Here is a 24,088-nt window from a genome sequence, read left to right as displayed (position 1 = left end):
CTCTACTTGTGCAGGAACTTTTTGCACCTATTCATCGAGCTTGAAGCGGTCGATCATCGCCTGCATGTCCGCCGCCATCCGGGCCAGGCCGGCCGCGGAGGAACTGATTTCTTCCATGGAAGCGAGCTGTTCCTGGCTGGCTGCGGAGACTTGTTCGAACGAGGACACGGTTTGGCGCGAGATCCCGGCAACCTCGTGAACGGCGGCCGAAATTTCCTGGCTGCTGGCCGACATCTGTTCCGTGATCGCGGAGATGTCCTGGACCTGGTCCGAAATCTGCTTGGCGGAACGCTCGATGTTCACGAACGCCTCCAGCGCTTCCGCAGTGACGTCCAGCCCCTGGCTTACGTCGGCTTGAACCTTGTTCTTCATCACGTCGAAGGCGCTGGCGATCAGTTCGGTCATCTTGGCGATCGTCTCCTGAATCTCTTCGGCGGTGATGCGGGATTGGTCGGCCAGCTTGCGGACTTCGTTCGCCACGACCGCGAACCCCCGCCCATGTTCGCCGGCGCGTGCCGCTTCGATCGCCGCATTCAGCGACAGCAGGTTCGTCTGCTTGGAAATTTCCGAAATGGCCGTGCTCATGTCCGCGATGTTTGCGCTATGTTCATGCAGCCGATCCATCAAAGCGGCCGATTCCACGGTGGATTGCCGGATCGTATCCATTTGAACGCTAACCAGGCGTATTTTCCGGCTGCCGTCCTCCACGTCCTCTTCGGTGCGGCTGGACGAATCCACGATCGCTCCGGCGGATTCGGCGATTTTCTGGATGCCGCGCGTCATTTCTTCCAGCGTCCGGGCGCTTTCTTCGGTAGCCAAAGCCTGGGTTGCGGCACCCTCGGACGAATCGGATATGAGCCGTGAAACCGTTTCGACCGATTGGGCGTTCAATTCGGTGCTGGCCGTCAGCTCTTCGCTGGATGCCGCCAGTTGACTGGACGTATCGCTCATGTCCAGCACCATGCTGCGGAGGGAAGCGACCATGCCGTTGTAATTTTCGGCGAGCGTTCCGATTTCATCCGTGCGTTTAGTGATGACCTGCTCGCTCAAATGGCCGTTGCTGACCCGGATGGCCGATTGGTTCAACTGCTCGATCGGTTTGATCATGCCGCGGATGATGAAGAACATGATGACAAGAATAAGGGCGACGGCAATCACGAGCACGCCCACGGAAGTGTACAGGATCGGGCGCGTGGCATCGTCGTATTCGCTGTCGGGAAGTATGCCCACGATTTTGAAGGACGTCGTTCCGTTGGTGGTGAAATATCCCCGCTGAAGCACATGGGTATCGGGATTGGTATAGTGAATGAAACCTTCCTTCTGGCTGTGCATAACCTCAAGCTGGGGGCCAGCCGCTTTGTCACCGATTTTTTTGGTCGGGTGGGCCATCATGAGGTCGTTGCGGTCCATAATGTACAGATATCCTTTGTTGCCTAGACGGAGATTATTGACGATTTTGTCCAATTCTTTCATGCTGAAGCTGACATTGACCGCGCCTTGCCCGTCAGGCAGCATTTTGGAAATGGTAAGCACGTAATTGCCTGTCGTAAACGAAACGGAAGGATCGGCGATCATCGCTTGATTCGGATATTGCTTGGCCAGCTTGTACCATTCCCTGGTGCGCGGGTCGAAGTCCTGCTTGCCGGGGTCCGGCGCTTTCATCCAGGCTCCCCGGTCGTTGCCGATCGACACGATTTCAACCTCCGGATGCTGGGCTTTATAATCATTGATGAGCTTCCGGACTTTGATCGAGTTGACGTCGATATCTTCTGAAGTGATTTGACCGGCAAGCATCTTCACGTTCGACACCTGCATTTGGATCATGCTGTCTACAAGGTTGTCCAGCAGCACGACGCTGGATTTCGTCGATTCCTCCATTTTGCCCTGCAGTTGGGTCTTGGCGCTGTTTACGGAAAATAACGCCACGAAAATGTTTGGAACGATAACCATCAGACTGATAATGAGCAAAAGCCGGGTGCGCAGTCTTTTGATTTTCAGAAGCCGCAAAACTCCACTAAATTGTTTTTTCAAATAAATTCCCCCATATGGTATATATCAATCATGTGGTCTCTTGAGAGGAGTCACCTCCTATATTTCGACAAAAACAGAGCATTTTTTCATAGCGCAATCAAAAAAAAAGAGAATCCGGCCGTTTGCCGAATCCTCTTTTTTCGATTTTACGCTTAGATTCAATCATCGGCCGCGAAAATCAGCCGAGCCTCCATTCTTTTATCGCGGCATCCAGCCGTTTCATCGCTTCCGTGACCGTCGCCTTCGAACAAGCTACGTTCATGCGCATAAACCCTTCTCCGCCCAGGCCGAACGAACCGCCTTTGTTCAAGGCGAGTTTCGCTTTGGTCAGCAGGAAGTCCGCAAGCTCGTCTGGCTTCATGCCGAGGGAGCGGAAATCGAGCCACAGAAGATAGGTTGCCTCCGGTTTCTGGACTTTGATTTCCGGGATATGCGTTTCAATATAATCCGTTACGTAATCGATGTTTTGCTGCAAATAAACCAGCACCTCATCCAGCCATTCGCGTCCTCCTTCGTAAGCCGCTTGCGCCGCGGTGCTTCCGAGCGCGCTGATGGAGCCTACATGGTACAGCTGGAGCGCTTTGCGGAATTTTTCGCGGATTTCCGGATCCGGAATGATGATGTTCGAGGTGTTCAGCCCGGCGATGTTAAACGTTTTGCTTGGCGACGTGCAGATGATGGTTCTTTTCTTCGCTTCGCCGGAAACCATGGCAAGCGGCATATGGGCATGGGGGGCATACACCAGATCGGCATGGATCTCGTCGGACACGATCATCACGTCATGGCGCACGCAAAGCTGGACCAAAGCCGCAAGTTCTTCGCGCGTCCATACCCGACCGACCGGATTGTGGGGGCTGCACAAAATGAGCATTTTGACGCGCCCGCCCTCCAGAATCTTCTCGAGACCTTCCAAATCCATGGCGTATCGGCCGTTTTCGCAGACCAGCGGGTTAAGCGCGAGCTCGCGGCCTTGCTCCTGTACGACGCTGTGAAACGGCGGATATACGGGCGGCTGGATCACCACTTTGTCTCCCGGTTCGGTGAAAGCCTGAATGGCGAAGCTCAGCGCGGGCACGACGCCAGGGCAGAACACGAGCCATTCCGGGTCGATCTCCCAGCCGTGGCGCTCTTTCATCCACGATGCAACGGACTCCCTGTATTCAGCCGTCACCATCGTGTAGCCGAATACCCCATGTTCAACACGCTGTTTAAGCGCGGAAACGACGGAAGGGGGGGATTCAAAATCCATGTCGGCCACCCACATCGGCAGCGCGTCCGCCGTCCCGAAAATATTTTTCATGCCGTCCCACTTTTCGCAGCCGGTCATATGTCGTGAAATCGGTTTGTCAAAATTCAAAATGTTGCCCTCCTCAAAGAATAAGTAGAAAGAAATAAAAGGTTCATGCCTATATTATATCAGAGGGGAACTTGGAGAAAGAGCATCGGCAAAGTAAAATAGGATCAGGAAAGGATCATCGATCCGAAAAAACAATGTCCGAGCAAGGGAGAGGTCGTTGTGCAGCTGATTGCCATGCTGACCATGCTGGTCGACCATATCGGCATCGTGTTTATGGAAGATCAGTTATGGCTGCGAATGATCGGCCGGGCGGCGTTCCCGATTTACGCCTATGCCCTCGTCCAAGGGCATCGTTATACGAAGTCGCCGACCCGCTATTTGATCCGGCTTTTTGCTTTAGCCTTATTGTCTCAAGTGCCGTACCAACTGGCGCTCGATCCGGAAGGGCTGAACGTCGTCGCGACGCTGCTCATGGCCGCCGTGGTCATGAAGGCGCTCGACGGTATGGCGTCCGATTGGGCGAAAGTCGGGACCGTGGTCGCCGTCTGCGCGGTCATGGAGCTTTTTCCGTTCGATTACGGGGCCTACGGGCTGCTGCTCGTCTTATCCTTCCGCTATTTTGCGTCCGAACGGCTTCTTTTTATCCATTTGCTGCTGAATTTATTCTATTTGATCTTGCACGGGCTCGGCGGCATGCTGCAAATGCTGGGCATCATCCCGACGCTGCTCCTCGTCTACGGTCCGGCCGTTTGGAAAAGGCTTGAGGGCATCAGGGTACGCAAGTGGGTGTGGCGCTCTTTTTATCCCCTTCACTTGCTGGCGCTTGCCGCCGCGGAATGGGCATTCGGTTAACCGACCGGAAAAATGCCTTCGATTTTATTCAGCGGAAACAAAATCCGGGAAGGATGTTTGCCCCTCGCCTGCACTTCGATAAAATCGGTTCCGATTTGAACGAGGCGGATGTCGGAAAAAGCTTTGCCCGTTCGGAAGGTCGTCCGCAGGCCGACCCGCGCGGTGCGGGCAGCTCGTTTCACGCCGAATACCCGAATCGATTGCAGGCTCAGCGGCACGAACAGCTCGCCGGAAACCTGAATGAAGTTATTTTTGAACACCCGCTGCAATCTCCCGGGCTCCAGCCCCAGACCCTCACCGTTGATTTCCGCCAGATGGCCTGTCAATTCGGCAAGCCGCTGCTGAAGCGATATGTTTTTCCTAAGTTTGAGCATCGACAAGAATATCCCCTCCGTTTTTGCATTTGCTCTATTGTATGAGGCCCGTTTTGGGCGGGTGAGAGCCTCATGCGGCGAAAGTCCGCGAAATGAAAGCGGAGGGTGAAATTTCCCATTTCCGGCAATGCTATAAGGACAGATGCAGCATGCGACCCCGGAGGGAAGGAGACAAACGTGAAAAACGATTCCGAGAACTTGAAAACGCGGGCTTTGGAAGGCCCCAGCATCCAAATCGACCCGCTGTTCCCTTATTACCAGGACCGTTCCAGGGACAGCGTTGCGGAAGAAATTCAGCTGGCCGGTTACCAGGTTGTCCGCTATTTTGTCGTGAATGAAAACGAGATCGACGGCGAATTGATCGATTGTCTGCACCGCCGCAACATCGCCGTTTGGGCGCTCGTGATCGGCAACGGGACGTTTTCGACCTCCCATTTGCCCCCGGAATGGCCGGCCTGGAAAATGGGGCTCGTCAAGGAACTGAACGACGGTTTCGAGCGGCTTTCTCCGTTTTCGCAGGCGTACGTGCAGTGGAAAAAGGAAGCCGTCGCCGAAATGCTCCGCCGGTACCCGTTTGACGGGATCGAAATCGCGGAGCCTTATTTTCCCGAATGGGACGGCATCCGCCGCGGGGTTTACGGGGACATCGGCCCCGCCGCGCAGCAGGCGTTCCGCGAAAAATACGGCCTTGCCGTTCCCGAGTTCGCCAACCGGTTTGCGATCAATTATTATAAAAAAACGCCGGATATTTACGCCAAATGGGTCGATTTCCGCGTAGACGCCGTCAATGCATTTATCGATGAAATCATCAACGGGAGCGGCGGCGCGCGCGAGACCCGTCCCGACGTGCGGGTCGCCACCTGGTCGCTGGCGGTCGACGGCGGGGCCGTGTCCACCCTGAGGCTGAAGGAATGGCAGGGGCTCGACGCCATTTCCATGATCGCCAGAGTGAAACCCGACCTGCATATGCTGCAGACGCATTGGCCCGATTGGATGAAACGCGGCCTCAAAGCGGAATACGCCCGGTCGTACGAAAGTTTTGCCGCCCCGATCCGCGCCGCATACCCGCAGCTTCCGCTCGGCATTCAGGCCGATATCGGCTCAAAGGCCAACATGGTAAAAGGACGCGATTGGCTGAACGGTTTTCAAAACACCGTTTACGATTTGGGGTACCATACGTGGACCGCATACGAATATCATTTGGGCGGGTACATGTACGAGGAGCCGCCCGAGCCGATGATTGCCGTCATCCAAGGGAGCGCGGACGTGAGCGTGTCGTTCAACAAACGGGTGGACCCCGAATCCACCGGCGTGATCGTAATGGAGGAAGGCGAGGGAAAATGGGGAGAGATGCATGCGCTCGAAAGCTGCGTCGACGGCAACCGGCTGCGGCTCCGCTTTCACCGGCTGCCGGAGCGGCGGCCGTTTCAGATCGAGCTGCGGCAGGTGAAGGATACCCCGGCGTTATGGCATGTAAAGGGAAAACGGCCGAACGAAACGCCCTTGGGAACCCGAATCACCGTCAATTAAGCAAAACGTTCACCTACACCTTTAAAGAAGACCCTAACCGCACAAGCGGAAGCTTTTTCTTGCGATAATAGCATCTTTCGTTTCAATGAAACTTTGCATTTGTTAAAACCAAAACGCCCGAGGTCGGCTTTTCGCCGACCCGGGCGTTTTTTTACGGGGCTCCCCGCAAAGTGCCTGAATCAGCTTCGAAGCCAAGGCTCCACTTTGTGGGGTTATTTTATTGCGCGGTATACCCGCCATCGACCAGCAGGCTGGTGCCCGTGACGAACGACGCGTCGTCGCTGGCAAGGAACAGGACGGCTTTGGCGACCTCTTCCGGCGTTCCGAGGCGCCCGATCGGATGCAGATCGACCAGCTTCCGCTTCTCCTCGGGCGGCAGCACTTTGAGCAGCGGCGTTTCGATGTACCCCGGGCAAACCGCATTGACGCGAATGCCTCTGTCGGCGTATTGGATGCCCAAGGTTTGGGTCAGCATGACGACCCCGCCCTTCGACGACCCGTAGGCGGTGACGCCCGCCTTGGCCGCGTGCCCGTGTATGGAAGCGGTGTTGACGATCGCCCCGCCGGTACCCTGCTTCAGCATCTGGATCAGGGCGTATTTATCGGACAGGAAAACACCCGTCAAATTGACGTCGATCGTCTTCTGCCACTTTTCCAGCGAAAGCCGGTCGGCTGCGTCGTCGTTGGCCACGCCCGCATTCGCGAACATGATGTCAAGCTTGCCGAAGGCGTGCACCGTCCGCTCGATCAGCTCCTGGATTTGATCTTCCTTCGTGACGTCGACCTTGAAGAAAATGGCCTGGTGGCCGTCGTCCCGCAGCCTTTTGGCATGTTCTTCCCCCGCCTCGGAAAAATCGGCGATGACGACGCTTGCGCCCTCCTCCGCGAACAGCCGCGACGTCGCCTGCCCGATCCCGCTGGCCGCGCCGGTAACGATGGCCGATTTGCCGGATAATTTCATACGCTTACGCTCCTTTGCAGACATGATGTGCAGCGATTGATGGTTCGGATTGGTTATGGATGGCTCCGAATGGTGCGCTTTCCTTATCATGGCCCGCTTTTCGAATAATATCCCGACAAGGCCGCACAGCCAGCAACATTTGTATACGGAAGTAAAGACCGGTATATAGCCTCTGCGAGGCGGCGCTACCTATAATAAGGTTAGAAGGCGGCAAGAACAAAACAACCGAAGATTCGACAATGATCGCTATCACCAAAATGGGAGGGTCAATCGTGCAAAAAATACGTAAAATCGGGCTGGCGCTGACGCTGATCCTGAGCCTGGGCGTCACGGCCTGCAGCAGCAAAACGGCGGATACCGGATCGGCGGAGCCAAAAACGGCCGAGCAGCCGGCTTCTGCAAAGGAAGGCGGAGTCATCGAAATTTCGACCGTGCGCGCGCAAGACCCGTATCTGAAGTTTGACGAAGGGGAGAATTTCGACAAAAACGCCGTGTACGACGCGTATGAAAAAGACATCGGCGTCCGCATCAAAAACCAATGGGTCGTCGACGGCACCGTGGACGGGCCGCAGTTCCAGGAAAAGCTGAAGATGGCCATCACCACCAACGACATTCCCGATTTCTTCCCTGCCACGCCGGCTCAAGTGCAGCAGCTGATCGAAGCGGACATGATTCAGGATCTGACAAGCGTTTACGATCAATATGCCAGCGACGAAACAAAGGTGTTCATGCAAAAGGACGGCGGGCTGCAGATGAAGTCCGGCACGTTCGACGGCAAGCTGATGGCGATCCCGCAGACGGGCAATCCGTTTGCTCCGCAGCTCGTATGGGTGCGTTCGGACTGGCTCAAGAAGCTGAACCTGCCCGAGCCGAAGACGATGCAGGATTTGATGAACATCATGGAAGCTTTCGCGACCAAAGATCCGGGCGGTACGGGAAAATCCTACGGCATCGCCTTGAACAAAAAATTCGACGAAGGCGCGCTTGGGCTTGTCGGTTTCCTGAACGGCTACCATGCGTATTTGAACCAATGGATCGACGACGGAAACGGCGGATTGATGTACAGCGACATCCAGCCCCAGATGAAGGAAGCGCTGCGCGGCCTGCAGGACATGTTCAAAAAAGGTTTGATCGATCCGGAATTTGCCGTCAAGGACATGCAAAAGGAGTCCGAACTGATTTTCAGCAACAAAATCGGCGTGCTGTACGGCGCGGAATGGACGCCGGCCCATCTGGCCCAAGGCGCCGTTAAGGACGGCAAAGTCGTTCAGGAATGGAGCGTGTACCGCCTGCCTTCCATTGATGGCACGGAAGCTGCAACGCAGATCGAGCTTGGCACGAACAGCTATTACGTCGTATCCAAAAAGGCCAAACATCCGGAAGCGCTGATCAAGCTGCTGAACCAATGGATCGCGGTCGACAACCATCCGACGCCAGAGCAGAAGGTATACGAATACGGCAAAGACCTGAAAGAAAAAGGCAACAACTATTGGCTGTTGAGTCCGGTCATGGCGTTCAACCTGACGAGCGACAACGGCGACGTGCTGCCGAAAGCGATCGAAACGAAGGATGCCGGCCTGCCGAAAACGAAGGACCAAAAAACGCGCTTCGAGCGCGCGATGAAATACGTCAACGGCGAAGATATCAGCATGTGGTGGGAATACCTGATCTCCGGACCTAAAGGAGCGGTATCGAACATCCCTTACCTCAAGGAGCATAACCTTTTCCACCAGAACAAGTTTTACGGCGCGCCGACGCCGACGATGGTGGAAAAACGGGAAATTTTGAACCGCAAGCGCGACGAAATTTTCTTGAAAATCATCATGAACCAGGTATCGATCGATGAATTCGACAAGTTCGTCGAAGAGTGGAAAAAGCTTGGAGGCGATGACATCACGAAAGAAGTCAACGAATGGTACGCGAAAAACAAGTAATCGGCTTGAAAGCTTGAAGGAGTCAATCAATTCGACAACGACGACGGTAAGATCATTCGCGGGGAATCGGAAATCGATTCCCCCCTTTTTCTAATTCGACTTGAAGCAGGTGACGCATGTATGAATCAACTTGCACGCAGATGGAAGCGCGAATGGCCGCTGCATTTCATGGTGGTTCCCGCATTGATTTTCCTTGTCCTATTCAGTTACATCCCGATGGCCGGCGTCCTGATGGCATTTCAGAAATATATCCCGACCAAAGGCTTGTTCGGCTCTCCGATGGTTGGCCTTAAGCATTTTAAATATTTGCTGGATTATCCGGATATCGGCCGGATCGTGTTTAATACCCTGTATATCGCGACGATGAAAATCATCGCTGGGCTTGTCGTGCCGATCACGATCGCGATTTTGCTTAACGAGCTGCGCCAGGAATGGATGAAACGCACGTTCCAAACGATGGTCTATTTGCCGCATTTTTTGTCCTGGGTCCTGCTGAGCGGGATCATCATCGACGTGTTGTCCCCGTCGACGGGCATTATCAATCAAATTTTGGGGCTGTTCGGCGCCAAGCCGATTTTTTTCCTCGGGGACAACAAATGGTTCCCTTACGTGATGGTCATTACCGATGTGTGGAAGGAGTTCGGCTTCGGCACGATCATTTACCTGGCGGCGCTGACGAACATCAATCCGTCGCTTTATGAAGCAGCCGAGATCGACGGGGCGGGACGCTGGAAGCAGACCATAAACGTCACGCTGCCCGGCATGATGCCGATCATCATACTGATGCTGACGCTGAATATCGGCAACGTGCTGAACGCAGGTTTCGATCAAATTTTCAACCTGTACAGCCCGCAAGTGTACGAAAGCGGGGACGTGATCGACACCTTCGTGTACCGAATGGGTATCGAGCAGGCGCAGTACGGGTTTGCGACCGCCGTCGGACTGCTCAAATCGGTCGTGTCCTTCATTTTGATTTCGGTATCCTACATCATGGCGTATCGTTTTGCCAATTACCGCATTTTCTAGCAAAGGAGAACGGTCAACCTTATGAAAAAGTCATTGGGCAGACGGCTGTTTCTTGGCTGCAACTTCGTGTTTCTCGCGGTGCTGTCGCTGATGTGCCTTATGCCGATCATCCACATTTTGTCGATTTCGTTCAGTTCGGGTTCGGCCGCATCGGCCGGGAAAGTATTGCTTTGGCCCGTGGAATTTACGCCGGCGGCTTACCAAAACGTGTTCGGCAAACCCGAGTATTTGCGCGCGTTTTGGGTCACCATTCAGCGGGTCGTGCTTGGAACGGCGATCAGCATGTTCTTGACCATTCTGACGGCGTATCCGCTGTCCAAAGAAAAGCATCAGTTCGGCATGCGCACCTTTTACGCGTGGGTGTTCGTCTTTACGATCCTGTTCAACGGAGGCCTCATTCCCTGGTACATGACGATCAAAGCCGTCGGCCTGATCGATTCGATCTGGGCGCTGGTGCTGCCGGGCGCGGTGCAGGTGTTTAATATCATTTTGCTGCTGAATTTCTACCGCAACCTGCCGAAGGAACTGGAGGAGTCGTCCAGGATCGACGGCGCGGGTCACTTCACGACGCTGTGGAAAATCTATGCGCCGCTGTCGCTTCCCGCACTGGCCACCACCGGGCTGTTCACGATCGTCTGGCATTGGAACAGCTGGTTCGACGGCATGATTCTGATGAATCATCCCGATCATTATCCGCTGCAAACTTTTTTGCAATCGATTATCATTAAAATGGATCTCCGCTTTTTGAAGTCGCAGGACATCGAATTGATGCAGAAGCTGTCCGACCGGACGAGCAAAGCCGCGCAAATTTTTGTGGCCGCTTTTCCGATCCTGATCATTTATCCGATCCTGCAACGGTTTTTTATTAAAGGAATTGTGATGGGGAGTGTCAAAGAATAATAGTTCCGGGATCATCTCAGGAACGGGGGAACGACCATGAAACTGTTATTCCGGATGAAAGACTCTTCGATTTTTATGAAAATGATGGCGGTGTTCCTGAGCGTTCTGCTCCCCCTTATGATGATTACGTGGTTCATCAATGAGCGGGGAGCAAGCAGCATTCAGACGGAAATATCCCGTTCGACCTTGAATACGGCCAGCTTTTACCTCGATTCGCTTGATAAAGAGGTTGAGCGCATCATGCAGTATTTGCCGAATTACGTCATGGATAACGATTTGATGGAGCTTGCGGCGATCGGGACGGACATGACGGACTATGAGCGGGCCCAAAGCATCACGCTGATCCAAAAGCGGCTCGATCTGATGAAAAACTCAAGTCCGTTCATTCAAGAGGCCAAGGCTTACGTCCCGAAAATCGGGCGAACGCTGCTCAGCGTGAAATACGAGACGGGGATCGATGAAGCCGAATACGCGGCGATGCAGCATGACGGGCCTTTCTACGACGATCCGTTCGTCTACTGGAACGACCGGTTGTTCCTGACGATGTCCTACCCGACGAATACGTTCAAGGATCCTTTGTACATGGTAGGAATCGAATTGTCCACGCGCAAAATCAAGGAGGCGCTGCAGCAAATCACCGGATCGCTCAGCGGCGAAAGCATGCTGCTGAATGCGGAGCAGGGGTTTCTGATCGGCAGCAGCGACAAGACGGAACTGCAGGATGAGCTCAAAGACTTTATTGCCAAAAAGCAGGCGCAAGGCAAACAGCAGGGTTATGAGAGGGTCCGATTCGGAGACGGGCGTTATCTTACCGTATTCAAGTACTCCGATGTATGGAAGTCTTATTCCGTCACATGCATCCCAGAGTCGGCCGTTTTGGGGCCGATCCAGACTTACAAACGATGGTTTCTGTGGGCATGCGGCCTTGCGGTCGCGGCAGGGGCGTTTTTCTCCTATTCGCTCATGAAGCTGATGTACCGCCCGCTGATGCGTCTGATCCACGGCTTCAAACGGGTGCAAAAGCTGGAGCTCCTGCCGCTGTCGATCGATCGGAGGCGCGACGAGTTCGGTTATTTGTACCAAGCCTTTAACGACACGGTCCACTCGCTGAAGACGCTGATCGAGCAAAATTACGAGCAGCGGATCCTGAGTCAGCGCTCCGAGCTGAAGCGGCTGCAGTCGCAGATCAACCCTCATTTTTTGTACAATTGTTTTTTTGTGTTATGCAGACTGATCAAGTCCGATAAAAAGGAGAAAGCTTACCAATTTTGTCTCTATATCGGTGAATATTTCCAGTTTATTACGAGAAATGATGAAGATATTATTCCGTTCGAACTGGAGATCAAGCATTCAAGAACTTACGTTGAGATGCAGTCGGTCTGCTACGGCGACCGGATTCAGGTTCGGTTCGAAGTAGAGCCGCTGCCGCTGCAGGTGCCGCGCCTGATCCTTCAGCCGATCATCGAAAATGCCTACAAGCATGGTTTCGGCGGGATGGCTGGAAAAGGGGATCTTAGGGTTTGCGGCGAGCGGAGGAAGGACCGGTTCACGATCTGCGTCGAGGATAACGGCAACAGCCTGGACGACGACAAGCTGGAGCAGCTGCGGCTCCGGCTTGCCCGTGCCGGTGACCGGATCGAAGAAACGACGGGGCTGATCAACGTGCATCGGCGAATTCAGCTTCATTACGGAAGGGAATACGGGCTTGAAGTTTCACGATCATCGCTGGGCGGACTGAAAGTGCTTATACATCTTGGAATGGAATAAGGAGGTATCGGTGATGCGCAGGCTTCTTATCGTGGATGATTTGCCGATTATCGTTGACGGGCTGCTGGAATTGTTTCAAATGACGGAGCATTTGGGGCTTGAGGTACTGAAAGCGTATTCGGGAGAAGAAGCGCTTCAGGTGATGCGGGAGCGGCCGGTCGATATCGTCATTTCGGACATTAAAATGCCCGGGCTGGAAGGCATCGAGCTGCTGCAGGTCATTCGGGCCGATTGGCCTTCCTGCAAGGTCATCTTCCTGACGGGATACAACGATTTTCATTATATCCGGAGCGCGATGGCTTACGGCGGTTTCGACTATATTTTGAAGGTGGAAAGCGACGACAAGATCATCGCCTCCGTGGAGCGAGCCCTCGAAAAGCTGGAGGAGGAGCGGAACCAGCTCCGGATGCTGGAGCGGGCCAACAGGCGGATGCGCGAGGCGCTCCCCCTTCTTCAGAAGGAGTATATATGGGAGCTGCTTCAAGGCAAGCAGGAGACGCCTGCGGAACTAGCGCGCCATTTTGAGGAGCTGGGTATTTTGCTGCGGGTGGACCGGCCCGTGCTGCTGCTGCTTGGGAGAGTGGATACGTGGAAGGAATCATATACGCCCATGGACAAAGCGCTGCTGCTTTACGGGGTTCAAAACATAGCGGAGGAATACGCGGGCGCCGGCATGAAATGCTACTCCTGCGTATACGAAAATTCCCGCATCATTTGGCTGCTGCAGCCCTGGGAGGGAGACGAAGCGAAGCAGGAGGCATGGAAAGCGGGCTGCGACCATGTCGGCGGCATGCTGGAGGCGATTCAGCAAACCTGTCAGCGGCTGCTGCGCGTGTCGGTATCTTTTGCGATCAGCAGCGAGCCGACCGGGCTGACCGCCATTTCGGAACGGTTCCATTTGCTGAAATATTGCTTTGTGCACGGGCTTGGACTGTCGCCTGCCGTCATCGTGACCGATAAGGATCTGCTTAAGCTGCAGAACGGCGGAGAAGAAAAAAACGACTACTGCCATCACGCCCGGCTGCAGCTGCTTCAGCGGTGCCTGGAGAACAAACACCGGGAAGAGTTCAATAAGCTGTATTTGCATCTGACGTCCATCTGGACCGACGACGCGCAGGTTTACGGGCGAAAAATGGAGCTGTACCATTCGCTCGCGGCCATTTTTTTGTCGATCATGGAGCAGAACGAGGATTTCAGGCAGGATGCGTCCAAAAACATGGATACGATGCTCCTGTACCAAAAGGACGAGGGCATCTCCTGGCCGGACGTGAAGCAGTATTTTTGGAGCTTGGCCGACTGCTATTTTGCCAAACATGCACGGCAAGGGGAACAGGTGCCAAGCGACCTGGTCAAAAGAGTGCACCGTTTCATCGAGGAGCATTTGGCCCGCGACATATCGCTGATCGCGATCGCCGAGCACGTCGGGCTCAACCCTTCCTATCTCTCGCGGTTGTATAAGCAGCTGACCGGGATTGGTTTATCCGATTACATCAATGAATACCGGAACCTGAAAGCCAAGGAACGGCTGCTGAACAGCACGATGAAAGTAGGGGATATCGCGGCGGAGCTCGGGTACAATTCGGCGCTCGCGTTCATCCGCTTTTTCAAGAAGCAGAACCAGGCGACTCCCCAGGAATACCGTCTGCAGCGCCAAGCCAAGGAAGTCAACAATAGTATATGAATGTACGGAAATGTCTCTTTCGGGCCTTCCGCCGCGAGGCGTACAATCAGGGCAGCATAAGCGACATATCGAGGAGGAACCGAAAGTGAAGACATTAACAGCCGTATTGCTTGGAGCCGGCAGCAGGGGACGGTATATTTACGGCCCTTATGCCGAGAAGCACCCGGAAGAATTAAAAATCGTGGCGGTCGCGGAGCCCCATGAGGAACGCCGGCGGCAAATCGCGGCAATCCACGGCATCGCGCCCGAAAACGTCCATTCGTCGTGGGAGCGGGTATTCGAACAAGGGCGGATCGCCGATGTCATGATCATCAGTACGCTGGATCATATGCATTTCGTGCCGGCCATGAAGGCGCTGGAGCTGGGATATCATATATTGCTGGAAAAGCCGATGTCGCCCGTGCCCGAGGAATGCGTCCGGATCGAGCGGGAGGCGATCGCCCGTAAGCGGGTGCTGACCGTCAGCCACGTGCTGCGTTATTCGCCGTTCTGGTCGGGAATCAAACGCTGCATCGAGTCGGGGGAAATCGGCGGCATCGCGACGATCCAGCATGCGGAATTCGTAGGCTACCGTCACATGACGCACAGCTACGTGCGGGGCAACTGGCGGAATTCGGCGGAGACGAGCCCGATGATTTTGGCCAAGTCCTGCCATGACCTCGATATCATCTCCTGGCTGATGGACCGGCCTTGCACAAGCGTCAGCTCCTTCGGCTCGCTGCTGCATTTTCGGAAGGAGCGTGCGCCCGAAGGTTCGACGGACAGATGCACGGACGGCTGCCGGGCGGAACGGGAATGCCCGTTTTCGGCGCTCAAGCTGTACAATCAGCCGCCCGAACATCCTTGGGCGCGATATATTACGCATGATCTGTCTCCCGAAGGGATTATGGCGGCATTAAAGGTAGGGCCTTTCGGGCGCTGCGTGTACCGCTGCGACAACAATGTGGTCGATCATCAAGTCGTCAACATGGAGTTTGCCGGCGGGGCGAACGCGACGTTCACGCTGTCGGGCTTTACCGAAAGGGAGGTTCGCAGCGTGCGGGTTATGGGCACGAAAGGCGAAATCTACGGCGATATGGAGGAAGGAACGTATACGCTGCGCCGCTTTGCAACGGGGGAAACGATCGAATTTCATTGCGGCGTTTCCGGCGACGGACACGGCGGCGGGGACGAGCGGATGGTCGCGGATTTCCTTCATCAGGTGAGGGAACACGGAAACGGCGCGGGTTCGGGGCTGACTTCGGCGACCGCTTCGCTGCAAAGCCATTTGATCGCTTTTGCCGCGGAGGAATCGCGCCTTCAGGAAGGGAAGTCCGTCAAATTGACGGAGCTGGCCCGGCGGGTGGCGACCGTTCATCCTTAAAACGTTCAAATCCCGTCTACAAAATTTTAAGGAAACTTGAAGGTTATTTTCATCTAATTTTAAGAAAGGGTTTCTATAATAAATGCATACCCCTTTTATAAATATATTGCTTGTGCCCCGGAGTCCGCTGCTCCGGGGCATGTTTTTGTCTGCTGGAGCAAAAAAAAGCGGGCCTTCAACCAAATTGAAGGCCCGTTTCCATTTTTATTGCAACTCCGGCATTCATGCCTTATTCGCCAAGTTCTTTGCCCATTCCCTTCAGGAAGCGCAGACCGAAGCCGATAGCCCGGTTTACGTCGGGATCCTTCAAAGCGCTCATCAGGGAGAAGACCGTCACTTTTTTATCCTGCGGCTTGCCGGCTTCTTCCAGACCTTTCGCCACGCTGCCGAGCAGCTTGGCGGTCTGGTCCGGGTCGATCTGAGCCAGGGCCCCGGCCGCGGCCATCCCGTTGTTGATCATGTTCGTCACTTCGGGACGTTTCAATTGATACAGGGCGATTTCGGCGACCTTGGCTTTCGCTTTCAGGAGCGCTTCCGCCGCCTCCAGCACGCCGCTGCCGTACAGCTCGCTCAGGACGTCGATCGCCTTGTCGATCGCCTGCTCATGCTCCGCAAGGGAGTCCTTCAGCTGGTTTAGCGATTGCTGTTTGATTTCTTCTTCGGTTAACGCCTTTTTCTTGATAAACGATATAGGTTCAGCCATTCATCTTCCCCCCTTCCTTAGTCCACAAGAGAAACATAATCCGGACGGTTCCATTTGCGGTGCACCTCGACGCCGTTTTGCGGATGCCGTTTTTTGTTGCGCGGATTGCTGAGCGGCAGCGGGCTTGCTCCCTTGACGTTCAGCACCTGCATCCGGACTCTCGCCTGCTTGTAAGCCGGCGTATGCGTGCGGACGTCGACCGCACCGCCCGTCAACAGGTTGACCGCCGTTTCATGGCTCGTCGAGTGCATCGGCACGTACACTTCGTTGCGGTGCACCCGGTCGGTGACGAGCGCCTTCAGCTTGATCGCGCCGTACGGCGATTCGAGCCGCACCAGCGTGCCGCTTTCGACGCCGCGCTCCGCGGCAAGCTCCGGCGAAATTTCGACGAACACCTCCGGCAGCTTCAAATTGATGCCGTGCGATTTGTTCGTCAGGTTGCCTTCGTGGAATTGCTCCAGCAGGCGGCCGTTGTTCAGCACAAGATCGTATTCGGCCGGGAATTCCACCGGCGGGATGTAATCCACGAGCGAGAAACGCGCTTTTTTATCCGGGAAATAAAATCCGTCGGTGTACAGAAGCGGCGTGTCTTCGCCTGTCGACGAGCCCCAGGTGAAGCTGCCCCAGCCTTCGAGCACGTCGTAGCTGGCTTTTGCGAAAAACGGCGTCAGGCTGGCCATTTCCGCGAAAATTTCGCTCGGGTGGCTGTAACCCCAGTCGAAGCCGAGGCGTTTGGCGATTTGCGTCGTGATCCACCAGTCCGGCTTCGCGTCGCCGAGCGGCTCAAGCACCTGGTACAGCCGCTGCACGCGGCGTTCGGTATTCGTGAAGGTGCCGTCCTTCTCCAGGGAAGGGGTGGCAGGCAGAATGACATCGGCAAACTGGGCGGTTTGGGACAGGAACACGTCCTGCACGACAAAAAAGTCGAGCTTGCTGAGGAGATCCTGCACATGGTTTGCGTTCGAATCCACCCAAGCCATGTCTTCTCCGACGAGGTACATTCCTTTCAGCTCGCCGCGTTCCACCGCATCAAGCATTTGGATGTTGTCCATGCCCGGCTTCGGCGAAATCTTGACGCCGTAAGCCTGCTCGAAGCGGCCGCGGGCTTCGTCGTTTGATACATGCTGGTAGCCCGGCAGCCATGGCGGGAGCGTGCCCATGTCGCAGGCGCCCTGCACGTTGTTATGGCCGCGGAGCGGATACGCTCCGGCACCCGGACGCATGAAGTTGCCCGTCGCCAGCAGCAGATTGGAAATCGCCGCCGACGTATGCGATCCGGCGATGTTTTGGGTGACGCCCATACCCCAGCAGATTGCGGTTCCGTCCGCTTCGTGAATCATCGTCGCGATCTCGATGAGCGTTTCTTTGGAAATGCCGGTTTCCGCTTCCGCGAAATCCAGCGTGAATTTCTCCAGCAGCTGCTTGTATTCGCCGAATTGATGGACATGCTGCTGCACGAACGCTTCATCATGCCAGCCTTGATCGATCATGTATTTCGTGACGGCGCTCAGCCAGACGAAGTCCGTGCCTTGTTTCGGGCGAATGAACAGATCGGATCGTTCGGCCATTTCATGCTTGCGCAGATCGGCCACGATCAGCTTCTGCCCGTGCAGCTTGTGGGCGCGTTTGATCCGCGTCGCCAGCACCGGATGGCCTTCCGCCGGCGCGCAGCCGACCAAGATGACGAGTCCGGCCGAAGCGATGTCTTTGATGGACCCGGCATCGCCGCCGATGCCGACGGTGGACATCAGGCCGTCCGAAGCCGGCGACTGGCAGTAGCGGGAGCAGTTGTCGATGTTGTTCGTTTCGAACACCTGGCGGGCCAGCTTCTGAATCACATAGTTTTCTTCGTTTGTGATTTTGGAGGACGAAATGAACCCGAGCGCGTTGGAGCCGTATTCTTTTTTAATGCCGCCGAGGCGTTCCGCGACAAGCGCCAGCGCTTCGTCCCAGGTCGCTTCCACAAACGCGTCCCCTTGGCGGATGAGCGGCGTCGTGATGCGCTCTTCGCTGTTCACGAAATCCCAGCCGAATTTGCCTTTGACGCAGGTGGAAATCGCGTTGACCGGCGCGTCGTGGGACGGCTGGACTTTCAGGATTTTCCGCCCTTTGGTCCATACTTCGAACGAGCAGCCGACGCCGCAGAACGTGCACACCGTTTTCGTCTTGCGCGTTCTCGTGTCGCGCATCGCCGCTTCGATTTCGGAGATGGCGAAGATGCCGCTGTATCCCGGTTCCACCTCTTTGACCAAATCGATCATCGGATCGAGGATCGGCTTGTCGATGGCGGTCATGAACCCGGCTTCGCCCAGCATCGATTTTTCCATCAAGGCGTTGCATGGGCAAATCGTGACGCATTGCCCGCAGCTGACGCAGGAGGAGTCGTTGATGGAAACGCCATCATCCCATTTGACGCGCGGAATGTCCGCTTCCCAATCGATCGACAGCGTTTCGTTGACCTGCAGGCTTTGGCAAACCTCGACGCATTGGCCGCAGGCGATGCACTGGTTCGGGTCGTACCGGTAAAACGGGTGGGACATGTCGACCTCGGAGGGGTCGACCTTCGGGCGGTAAGGATATTTTTGATGTTCGATTTCCATCATTTCGGCCGTGTTATGCAGCTTGCAGTTGCCGTTGTTGTTGTCGCATACGGTGCAGTACAGCAAATGGTTTTCGAGAATCCGGTCCATCGCTTCGGTCTGCGCTTCTTTCGCTCTCTGCGAGGAAAGCCGGACGTCCATGCCGTCCGCGGCTTTGGTCGAGCATGCGCGCTTTAACTGGCCGTTGATTTCGACGATGCACGTATCGCATGTTTGAATCGGATCGACCTCGGGAACATAGCAGATTTGAGGGTGCGACAAGCCGGCCAGATTAATGGCTTCAAGCACCGTCATGCCTTGTTTGACTTCGACCTGTTGTCCGTTCAAAGCTATGCTTACCGTTTCTTTGCTCACGAAAATAACCTCTCTTCCCATATAGAATGAACTAAAGAAATGAAGGTTATAGGGCCGTATCGGGCCCGTTTAACAGGAAGTTTGATGCAAACTTTAGTTCAATCTATACAGCATGATTTTTTTAGGTAACGGAAGACTTCGGGCGCTGTTAAAATGCATACAATACGCTTGCGAAATTTAAATCACTGAAATGTCAATGTCGAAAAAAGTTCCGCAAACAAAAAACTCCACTAAACCCGGTCCGCTAGCTCTGGTGCGGCAGGTTGTAGTGGAGTAACCGATTAGCAATGGCCTACTAAACTGATCATTCCGTTATGAAATTAACATGCAATGAAAAAACTCACGTCTCGCCATGATTATACTACTTCCGCCCGAAAAAACAAGGTTGAAATATTCTGTACATTGTCCCTAAGATTTAGTATAGTGTTAAACTTGTGATGAGGTGATTGAGGGATGAAAAAGGAAGTCGCGTTTAACGACATTATCCGGAAAGTCCGGAAAGACACCTTCGGCAAAGGGCCTGAGCGCATTCATACGACGTTCGTCGAAAACATGGCGATCACCCGGATGTACGGGAATTTTACCCCGACGGAAAAGTTTATCGCGCAAACGGCGGAAGGCAAAAAAATGGTGCATAGCGCCAGAACGCATATGATCAAGGAATTGTACAAGGACCAGGTGCCGGAAGGGCTCGAAGAGCTTTGCGGCTCCAAGCTGGTGCATCTCTTCACGGATATCAAGGTCGATGAGGACGTCGCGATTTCCGTGTTTATGTTCGAAAAAAACATTGTGTGAGGATGAGGCCGAATGAACGCTGTGACGAAAGAACAGGGCGGCATCATCCGCTTCGAGCAGGGGCGCGCAACGGAAAAATCCGACCTCGTCGTCGCCGAGCACCCCGTAACGATCAAAATCAACGGCGAAGAATTCGCCACGCTCGTTTGCACGCCCGAATACATTGAGGATATGGCGGTCGGTTATCTGGCGTCGGAAGGCGTCATTGCCGGCATCGACGAGTTGCAGGATTTGTGGGTGCAGGAGGAGGAAGGTTTCGTCCACGCCACCGTTAGCCGGTGGAGCCCGCTTCATCGACAGCTTTACAGCAAAAGGTACGTCACGTCATGCTGCGGCGCCAGCCGGCAGGGCTTCGTGTTTTTTAACGACGCGAAGACGGCCAAACGGCTGCACGACGCTCCGGTCGAGCTTTCGTTTGACGACGTTTTCAGGCTGGTGCGCCGGCTGCAGGAAAGCTCGGAAACGTTCAGCCGGACCGGCGGCGTCCATAACGCGGCATTATGCGATAGGCAGGGCATTTTGCTGAACCGGATGGATATCGGGCGGCATAACGCGCTGGATAAAATCTATGGCCACTGCCTGAAACAAAACATCCCCGTGAACGATAAAATCATCGTGTTCAGCGGGCGGATTTCTTCGGAAATTTTGCTGAAGGTCGCCAAAATCGGCTGCGGCGTCATTTTGTCCAAATCGGCGCCGACGCGGCTGGCGCTGGAGCTGGCGGAGAATTTGGGCATAACGGCGGTCGGCTTCGTTCGCGGGCAGTCATGCAACGTGTATACGCATCCGCGGCGCATCATCGAATGCCGGCAGATGCTGAATCAACATGCGGCAGAGGCGGAGCGGCCGGAATTGTAATTCGGTCATTTTCGCATGCCTTTGGCACGAGAAATGGAGTGAGAAATCATGGAAACCAGTGATTATTTCAAACGAACGCTTCGGGACCTGCGGATTTCCGTGACGGACCGCTGCAATTTCCGGTGCCGTTATTGCATGCCGGAGGAGATTTTCGGCAAGGATTATCCGTTCCTGTCCCGGGACTCCGTGCTTTCGGTCGACGAAACGGTAAGGATCGCCAGGATTTTCGCGCGGCTGGGCGTCCGGAAAATGCGGATTACCGGGGGAGAGCCGATTCTGCGCAAGGAACTGCCGGAGATCGTGGCCGGCATAGCCGAAATCGAAGGGGTAGAGGATATCGCCCTGACGACAAACGGGAGCCTTCTTGCCAAGCAGGCCGCGAAACTGCGCGAGGCCGGATTGATGCGGGTGGCGGTCAGCCTTGACGCTTTGGACGATGATACCTTCATGAAAATGAACGGCGGCAAAGCGAACGTGCGGCAGGTGCTCGAAGGCATCGACGCGGCCGCCGAAGCGGGTTTGTCCGTGAAGGTGAACATGGTGGTGCAAAAAGGCGTCAACGAACATGCCCTGCTGCCGATGGTCCGCTATTTCCGCGAAAAAGGCCATATTTTGCGCATGATCGAATATATGGACGTCGGCAACACCAACGGCTGGGATTGGAAACACGTCATCAGCAAAAAAGAGATGCTGGAGCGGATCGGCGCCGAATTTCCGCTGGAGTCCGCCGCCCCCAATTACACGGGAGAGGTGGCTTCACGCTACCGCTTTGCGGACGGCAAAGGCGAAATCGGGATCATTTCCTCGGTCAGCGACGCGTTCTGCCAGACCTGCACGAGAGGCCGGTTGTCGGCGGACGGCATGTTTTATACATGCCTGTTTGCGACAAAGGGGCATGATCTGCGGACGCTGCTGCGCTCCGATGCATCCGATGACGATATCGCCCGGCGGATCGGATCGATTTGGGAAGGCCGCCACGACCGGTATTCCCTGGAGCGCGAAGAGGCAAGGGGGAAGACGGACGGGGCGAAAGTGGAGATGTCCCGGATCGGCGGTTAAAAAAGCTTGCAAGACAAAAAATCTTGAAGTTCACATCGTTGACAAAAATAAAACGTATGGTTATCATGTGTTATGTGTTAGCGAATGAAGGGGCTGTAGGCGTTGCAGCCGCTTTATTTGACGGATGAACGTGTGATTGATGCTCCTATAGGAAACGGGTAGGAGAATTAACCGGCACAAATCTTTCTTTTCGGTTCTGGCGGAAAGAAGGGTTCGTGGCGGTTTTTTTGGTTTTGTCGGAATGATTTTTGCCGTAACCGTTTTCACGAAAGCTAATTAACGAAATGGTATGGAGGAATGCAGTATGTCGTTTTACACACCGCAGCAAATAAAGGAGATCGCAGCCGAAACCGGGGAAAAGAAGGCCAAACTTCCCGTTACCTCGGTGTTGATCCTTGGATTTTTGGCCGGGGCGTTTATTGCGCTCGGATTTTTGCTCGATATTCGCGTCATCGGCACGGCGCCGAAAGAATGGGGATCGTTTGCGGGATTTTTGGGAGCCGCGGTTTTCCCGGTGGGGCTGATTTTGACCGTGCTCGCAGGCGGCGAACTGTTAACGGGCAATATGATGACGTTACCTATCGCTTGGTTTTCGCGTAAAATCGGATTCGGCCCCGTGCTGATAAATTGGATCCTCGCCACGATCGCCAACTTTGTCGGCGCGGTGTTCGTCGCTTACTTTTTCGGACATATCGTCGGCCTGACCGAAGGCGCTTTTCTTGCCAAAACGGTGGCCATCGCGACCGGCAAAGTGCATGACAGCTTCGGGCAAGCGTTCGTGTCCGCCATCGGCTGCAACTGGCTCGTATGCCTTGCGGTGTGGCTCGCCTATGGCGCGAAAGATTTTGCCGGCAAAATCGTGGGCATTTGGTTCCCGGTCATGGCTTTCGTCGCCATCGGCTTTCAGCACGTCGTCGCCAACATGTTCGTCATTCCGGCCGCGATTTTTGCCGGACAAATGACATGGAGCCAATATTTCCCGAACTTTGCGGCCGTCTTCCTCGGCAATCTGGTCGGAGGCATCGTCTTCGTGGCGGGGGCTTATTTTGTCGCTTACCGCCAGCCTGCAGGCGTCCAATCCGTGCAGGGCGCTCAAAAATCGGCGTAAAGAGACTGCACGTTCGTTTTCAAGGTTTGGATAAACTTCAAAACCGCCATTACAGCCGGTTCGTCCTTGCTCTGCAGCAGGGACAGATCCCGGCTGATTTTCGTTCCTTTGATCGGGACCTCCTTCAACTCGCCGCTTTCGAGCTCTTTTCGGACCACCCAGCGCGACAAAAGGGCGATGCCGAGGCCGCAGGCCACCGCCTCCTTGACGCCTTGGCTGCTGTTGAACACGAAGCTGCGTTTGACGGCAAGGCCTCCTTCCTGGATGAGCCTGTCGCTGTAGGCGCGCGTGCCGGATCCCGTCTCCCGCATCACCCATACCTGATTCTGAAGCCGGGCGAAATCGACGTTTTTTTCGGAAGCGATCGGATGGTCCGGCGCAGCGATCAGCACCATCTCGTCTTTCATGAACGCCGTCACCTTCAGGTCCTTGGCTTCGACATTCCCTTCGACCAGGCCGATGTGGAATTTTCCGGCGCGAATATCCTGCAAAATGTTGTCCGTGTTGCTGATATGGACCTGGACATCCACAAGCGGGTACTGCTGCGCGTATTCCGCAAGCACCCTCGGCAGAATGTATTCGCCGATCGTAAAGCTTGCCCCCATTAACAAAGCTCCCGTCACTTCGTCCCGCAGCATATGGATATCTTCCTTCGCTTCATCGTACAAAGCCAAAATCCGCTGCGCCTTGCCGAATAAAATTTCTCCGGCCTCGGTTAATTTGACAAGCTTCGGGGAGCGGTGCATCAGCTTGGTTCCAAGCTCGTTTTCCAGGTTGCGGATATGCAGGCTGACCCCCGGCTGGGACAAGTTCAGCAGCTTGGCGGCCTGCGAGAAGTTCCTCTGCTCAGCCACCGTCACAAACACTTTTAATGTATCGGTAATCATTGCGATGT

The 24,088-nt window shown here is 54.9% G+C and carries 19 protein-coding genes; 12 read left to right on the top strand and 7 right to left on the bottom strand.

Features of this window, described 5'->3' with window-relative positions; genetic code table 11:
• Positions 1-27 precede the first annotated feature (27 nt).
• Together RJP21_RS24635 and RJP21_RS24630 are read right to left on the bottom strand one after the other, a co-directional pair.
• A complete protein-coding gene (locus RJP21_RS24635) occupies positions 28-2,031 on the bottom strand; it encodes a methyl-accepting chemotaxis protein (RefSeq protein WP_310861648.1) in 2,004 nt (667 codons plus the stop codon).
• Between the two features lie 178 nt (positions 2,032-2,209).
• Positions 2,210-3,388: a MalY/PatB family protein gene (locus RJP21_RS24630; protein ID WP_310861647.1), complete on the bottom strand. Its 1,179-nt coding sequence runs from the start codon at positions 3,386-3,388 to the stop codon at positions 2,210-2,212.
• Positions 3,389-3,547: 159 nt separating this feature from the next.
• Between RJP21_RS24630 and RJP21_RS24625 the strand changes: the two genes are divergently transcribed.
• Positions 3,548-4,180 (top strand): TraX family protein, encoded by a 633-nt coding sequence (locus tag RJP21_RS24625; protein WP_310861646.1) that lies wholly within the window; start codon positions 3,548-3,550, stop codon positions 4,178-4,180.
• On the opposite strand, the gene RJP21_RS24620 is transcribed toward RJP21_RS24625, so the two are convergent.
• Positions 4,177-4,554: a hypothetical protein gene (locus RJP21_RS24620; RefSeq protein ID WP_310861678.1), complete on the bottom strand. Its 378-nt coding sequence runs from the start codon at positions 4,552-4,554 to the stop codon at positions 4,177-4,179. The genes RJP21_RS24625 and RJP21_RS24620 overlap by 4 nt on opposite strands.
• 177 nt (positions 4,555-4,731) lie before the next feature.
• Here RJP21_RS24620 and RJP21_RS24615 point away from each other — a divergent pair, with 177 nt between their 5' ends.
• On the top strand, positions 4,732-6,084 hold the full coding sequence (locus tag RJP21_RS24615; protein WP_310861645.1) for a glycoside hydrolase family protein: 1,353 nt from the start codon (positions 4,732-4,734) through the stop codon (positions 6,082-6,084).
• Positions 6,085-6,301: 217 nt separating this feature from the next.
• Here RJP21_RS24615 and RJP21_RS24610 read toward each other — a convergent pair whose 3' ends face one another.
• Positions 6,302-7,045, bottom strand: coding sequence for an SDR family NAD(P)-dependent oxidoreductase (locus RJP21_RS24610; RefSeq protein WP_160043745.1), 744 nt, complete (start codon positions 7,043-7,045; stop codon positions 6,302-6,304).
• 257 nt (positions 7,046-7,302) lie between these two features.
• Here RJP21_RS24610 and RJP21_RS24605 point away from each other — a divergent pair, with 257 nt between their 5' ends.
• The 6 genes from RJP21_RS24605 (at position 7,303) to RJP21_RS24580 (ending at position 15,716) form a co-directional block, all read left to right on the top strand.
• The gene (locus tag RJP21_RS24605) at positions 7,303-8,979 is read left to right on the top strand and encodes an extracellular solute-binding protein (RefSeq protein WP_397386279.1); all 1,677 of its coding nucleotides are present in this window, start codon (positions 7,303-7,305) and stop codon (positions 8,977-8,979) included.
• Positions 8,980-9,099: 120 nt separating this feature from the next.
• Positions 9,100-10,005, top strand: a complete 906-nt coding sequence (locus tag RJP21_RS24600) for an ABC transporter permease (RefSeq protein WP_310861643.1) — start codon at positions 9,100-9,102, stop codon at positions 10,003-10,005.
• A 21-nt stretch (positions 10,006-10,026) separates the two neighbouring features.
• Entirely contained in the window at positions 10,027-10,905 is an 879-nt protein-coding gene (locus tag RJP21_RS24595; RefSeq protein ID WP_310861642.1) for a carbohydrate ABC transporter permease, read from the top strand.
• Between the two features lie 36 nt (positions 10,906-10,941).
• Positions 10,942-12,672, top strand: a complete 1,731-nt coding sequence (locus tag RJP21_RS24590) for a sensor histidine kinase (RefSeq protein ID WP_310861641.1) — start codon at positions 10,942-10,944, stop codon at positions 12,670-12,672.
• Between the two features lie 13 nt (positions 12,673-12,685).
• Positions 12,686-14,353, top strand: coding sequence for a response regulator transcription factor (locus RJP21_RS24585; protein ID WP_310861640.1), 1,668 nt, complete (start codon positions 12,686-12,688; stop codon positions 14,351-14,353).
• Positions 14,354-14,438: 85 nt separating this feature from the next.
• Positions 14,439-15,716: a Gfo/Idh/MocA family protein gene (locus RJP21_RS24580; protein WP_310861639.1), complete on the top strand. Its 1,278-nt coding sequence runs from the start codon at positions 14,439-14,441 to the stop codon at positions 15,714-15,716.
• Positions 15,717-15,945: 229 nt separating this feature from the next.
• Here RJP21_RS24580 and RJP21_RS24575 read toward each other — a convergent pair whose 3' ends face one another.
• Both RJP21_RS24575 and fdhF read right to left on the bottom strand, forming a co-directional pair.
• The gene (locus tag RJP21_RS24575) at positions 15,946-16,419 is read right to left on the bottom strand and encodes a helical membrane plugin domain-containing protein (RefSeq protein WP_310861638.1); all 474 of its coding nucleotides are present in this window, start codon (positions 16,417-16,419) and stop codon (positions 15,946-15,948) included.
• Positions 16,420-16,436: 17 nt separating this feature from the next.
• Positions 16,437-19,352 carry a formate dehydrogenase subunit alpha gene (gene fdhF, locus RJP21_RS24570; RefSeq protein WP_373309273.1) on the bottom strand — a complete coding sequence of 972 codons (2,916 nt, stop codon included), beginning with the start codon at positions 19,350-19,352 and terminating at the stop codon, positions 16,437-16,439.
• 474 nt (positions 19,353-19,826) lie between these two features.
• Here fdhF and RJP21_RS24565 point away from each other — a divergent pair, with 474 nt between their 5' ends.
• From RJP21_RS24565 to RJP21_RS24550, 4 genes are all read left to right on the top strand, one after another.
• A complete protein-coding gene (locus RJP21_RS24565; protein ID WP_160043753.1) occupies positions 19,827-20,168 on the top strand; it encodes a Na-translocating system protein MpsC family protein in 342 nt (113 codons plus the stop codon).
• 12 nt (positions 20,169-20,180) lie between these two features.
• Complete coding sequence (gene fdhD, locus RJP21_RS24560; RefSeq protein WP_310861637.1) at positions 20,181-21,026, top strand: formate dehydrogenase accessory sulfurtransferase FdhD; 846 nt, start codon at positions 20,181-20,183, stop codon at positions 21,024-21,026.
• A 48-nt stretch (positions 21,027-21,074) separates the two neighbouring features.
• On the top strand, positions 21,075-22,085 hold the full coding sequence (gene moaA / locus RJP21_RS24555; RefSeq protein WP_310861636.1) for a GTP 3',8-cyclase MoaA: 1,011 nt from the start codon (positions 21,075-21,077) through the stop codon (positions 22,083-22,085).
• A 304-nt stretch (positions 22,086-22,389) separates the two neighbouring features.
• Entirely contained in the window at positions 22,390-23,193 is an 804-nt protein-coding gene (locus RJP21_RS24550) for a formate/nitrite transporter family protein (protein WP_310861635.1), read from the top strand.
• Here RJP21_RS24550 and RJP21_RS24545 read toward each other — a convergent pair.
• Positions 23,178-24,080: a LysR family transcriptional regulator gene (locus tag RJP21_RS24545; protein ID WP_310861634.1), complete on the bottom strand. Its 903-nt coding sequence runs from the start codon at positions 24,078-24,080 to the stop codon at positions 23,178-23,180. The two genes, RJP21_RS24550 and RJP21_RS24545, sit on opposite strands and share 16 nt — an antisense overlap.
• Between the last annotated feature and the right edge of the window lie 8 nt (positions 24,081-24,088).

It is taken from the genome of Paenibacillus sp. VCA1, from assembly GCF_031583795.1.
Taxonomy (GTDB): domain Bacteria; phylum Bacillota; class Bacilli; order Paenibacillales; family Paenibacillaceae; genus Paenibacillus_AQ; species Paenibacillus_AQ albilobatus.
The sequence above is the reverse complement of the archived record's forward strand: the minus strand, read 5'-3'. Positions and strand labels throughout refer to the sequence as shown.

What these genes read in the sequence shown, in the direction of transcription:
- RJP21_RS24565 (WP_160043753.1), top strand. Translation starts at nt 19,827, where the DNA reads ATGAAAAAGGAAGTCGCGTTTAACGACATTATCCGGAAAGTCCGGAAA.
- RJP21_RS24605 (WP_397386279.1), top strand. Translation starts at nt 7,303, where the DNA reads ATGGGAGGGTCAATCGTGCAAAAAATACGTAAAATCGGGCTGGCGCTG.
- RJP21_RS24585 (WP_310861640.1), top strand. Translation starts at nt 12,686, where the DNA reads ATGCGCAGGCTTCTTATCGTGGATGATTTGCCGATTATCGTTGACGGG.
- RJP21_RS24590 (WP_310861641.1), top strand. Translation starts at nt 10,942, where the DNA reads ATGAAACTGTTATTCCGGATGAAAGACTCTTCGATTTTTATGAAAATG.
- RJP21_RS24550 (WP_310861635.1), top strand. Translation starts at nt 22,390, where the DNA reads ATGTCGTTTTACACACCGCAGCAAATAAAGGAGATCGCAGCCGAAACC.
- RJP21_RS24545 (WP_310861634.1), bottom strand. Translation starts at nt 24,080, where the DNA reads ATGATTACCGATACATTAAAAGTGTTTGTGACGGTGGCTGAGCAGAGG.
- RJP21_RS24600 (WP_310861643.1), top strand. Translation starts at nt 9,100, where the DNA reads ATGAATCAACTTGCACGCAGATGGAAGCGCGAATGGCCGCTGCATTTC.
- RJP21_RS24620 (WP_310861678.1), bottom strand. Translation starts at nt 4,554, where the DNA reads ATGCTCAAACTTAGGAAAAACATATCGCTTCAGCAGCGGCTTGCCGAA.
- RJP21_RS24575 (WP_310861638.1), bottom strand. Translation starts at nt 16,419, where the DNA reads ATGGCTGAACCTATATCGTTTATCAAGAAAAAGGCGTTAACCGAAGAA.
- RJP21_RS24595 (WP_310861642.1), top strand. Translation starts at nt 10,027, where the DNA reads ATGAAAAAGTCATTGGGCAGACGGCTGTTTCTTGGCTGCAACTTCGTG.
- fdhD (WP_310861637.1), top strand. Translation starts at nt 20,181, where the DNA reads ATGAACGCTGTGACGAAAGAACAGGGCGGCATCATCCGCTTCGAGCAG.
- RJP21_RS24610 (WP_160043745.1), bottom strand. Translation starts at nt 7,045, where the DNA reads ATGAAATTATCCGGCAAATCGGCCATCGTTACCGGCGCGGCCAGCGGG.
- moaA (WP_310861636.1), top strand. Translation starts at nt 21,075, where the DNA reads ATGGAAACCAGTGATTATTTCAAACGAACGCTTCGGGACCTGCGGATT.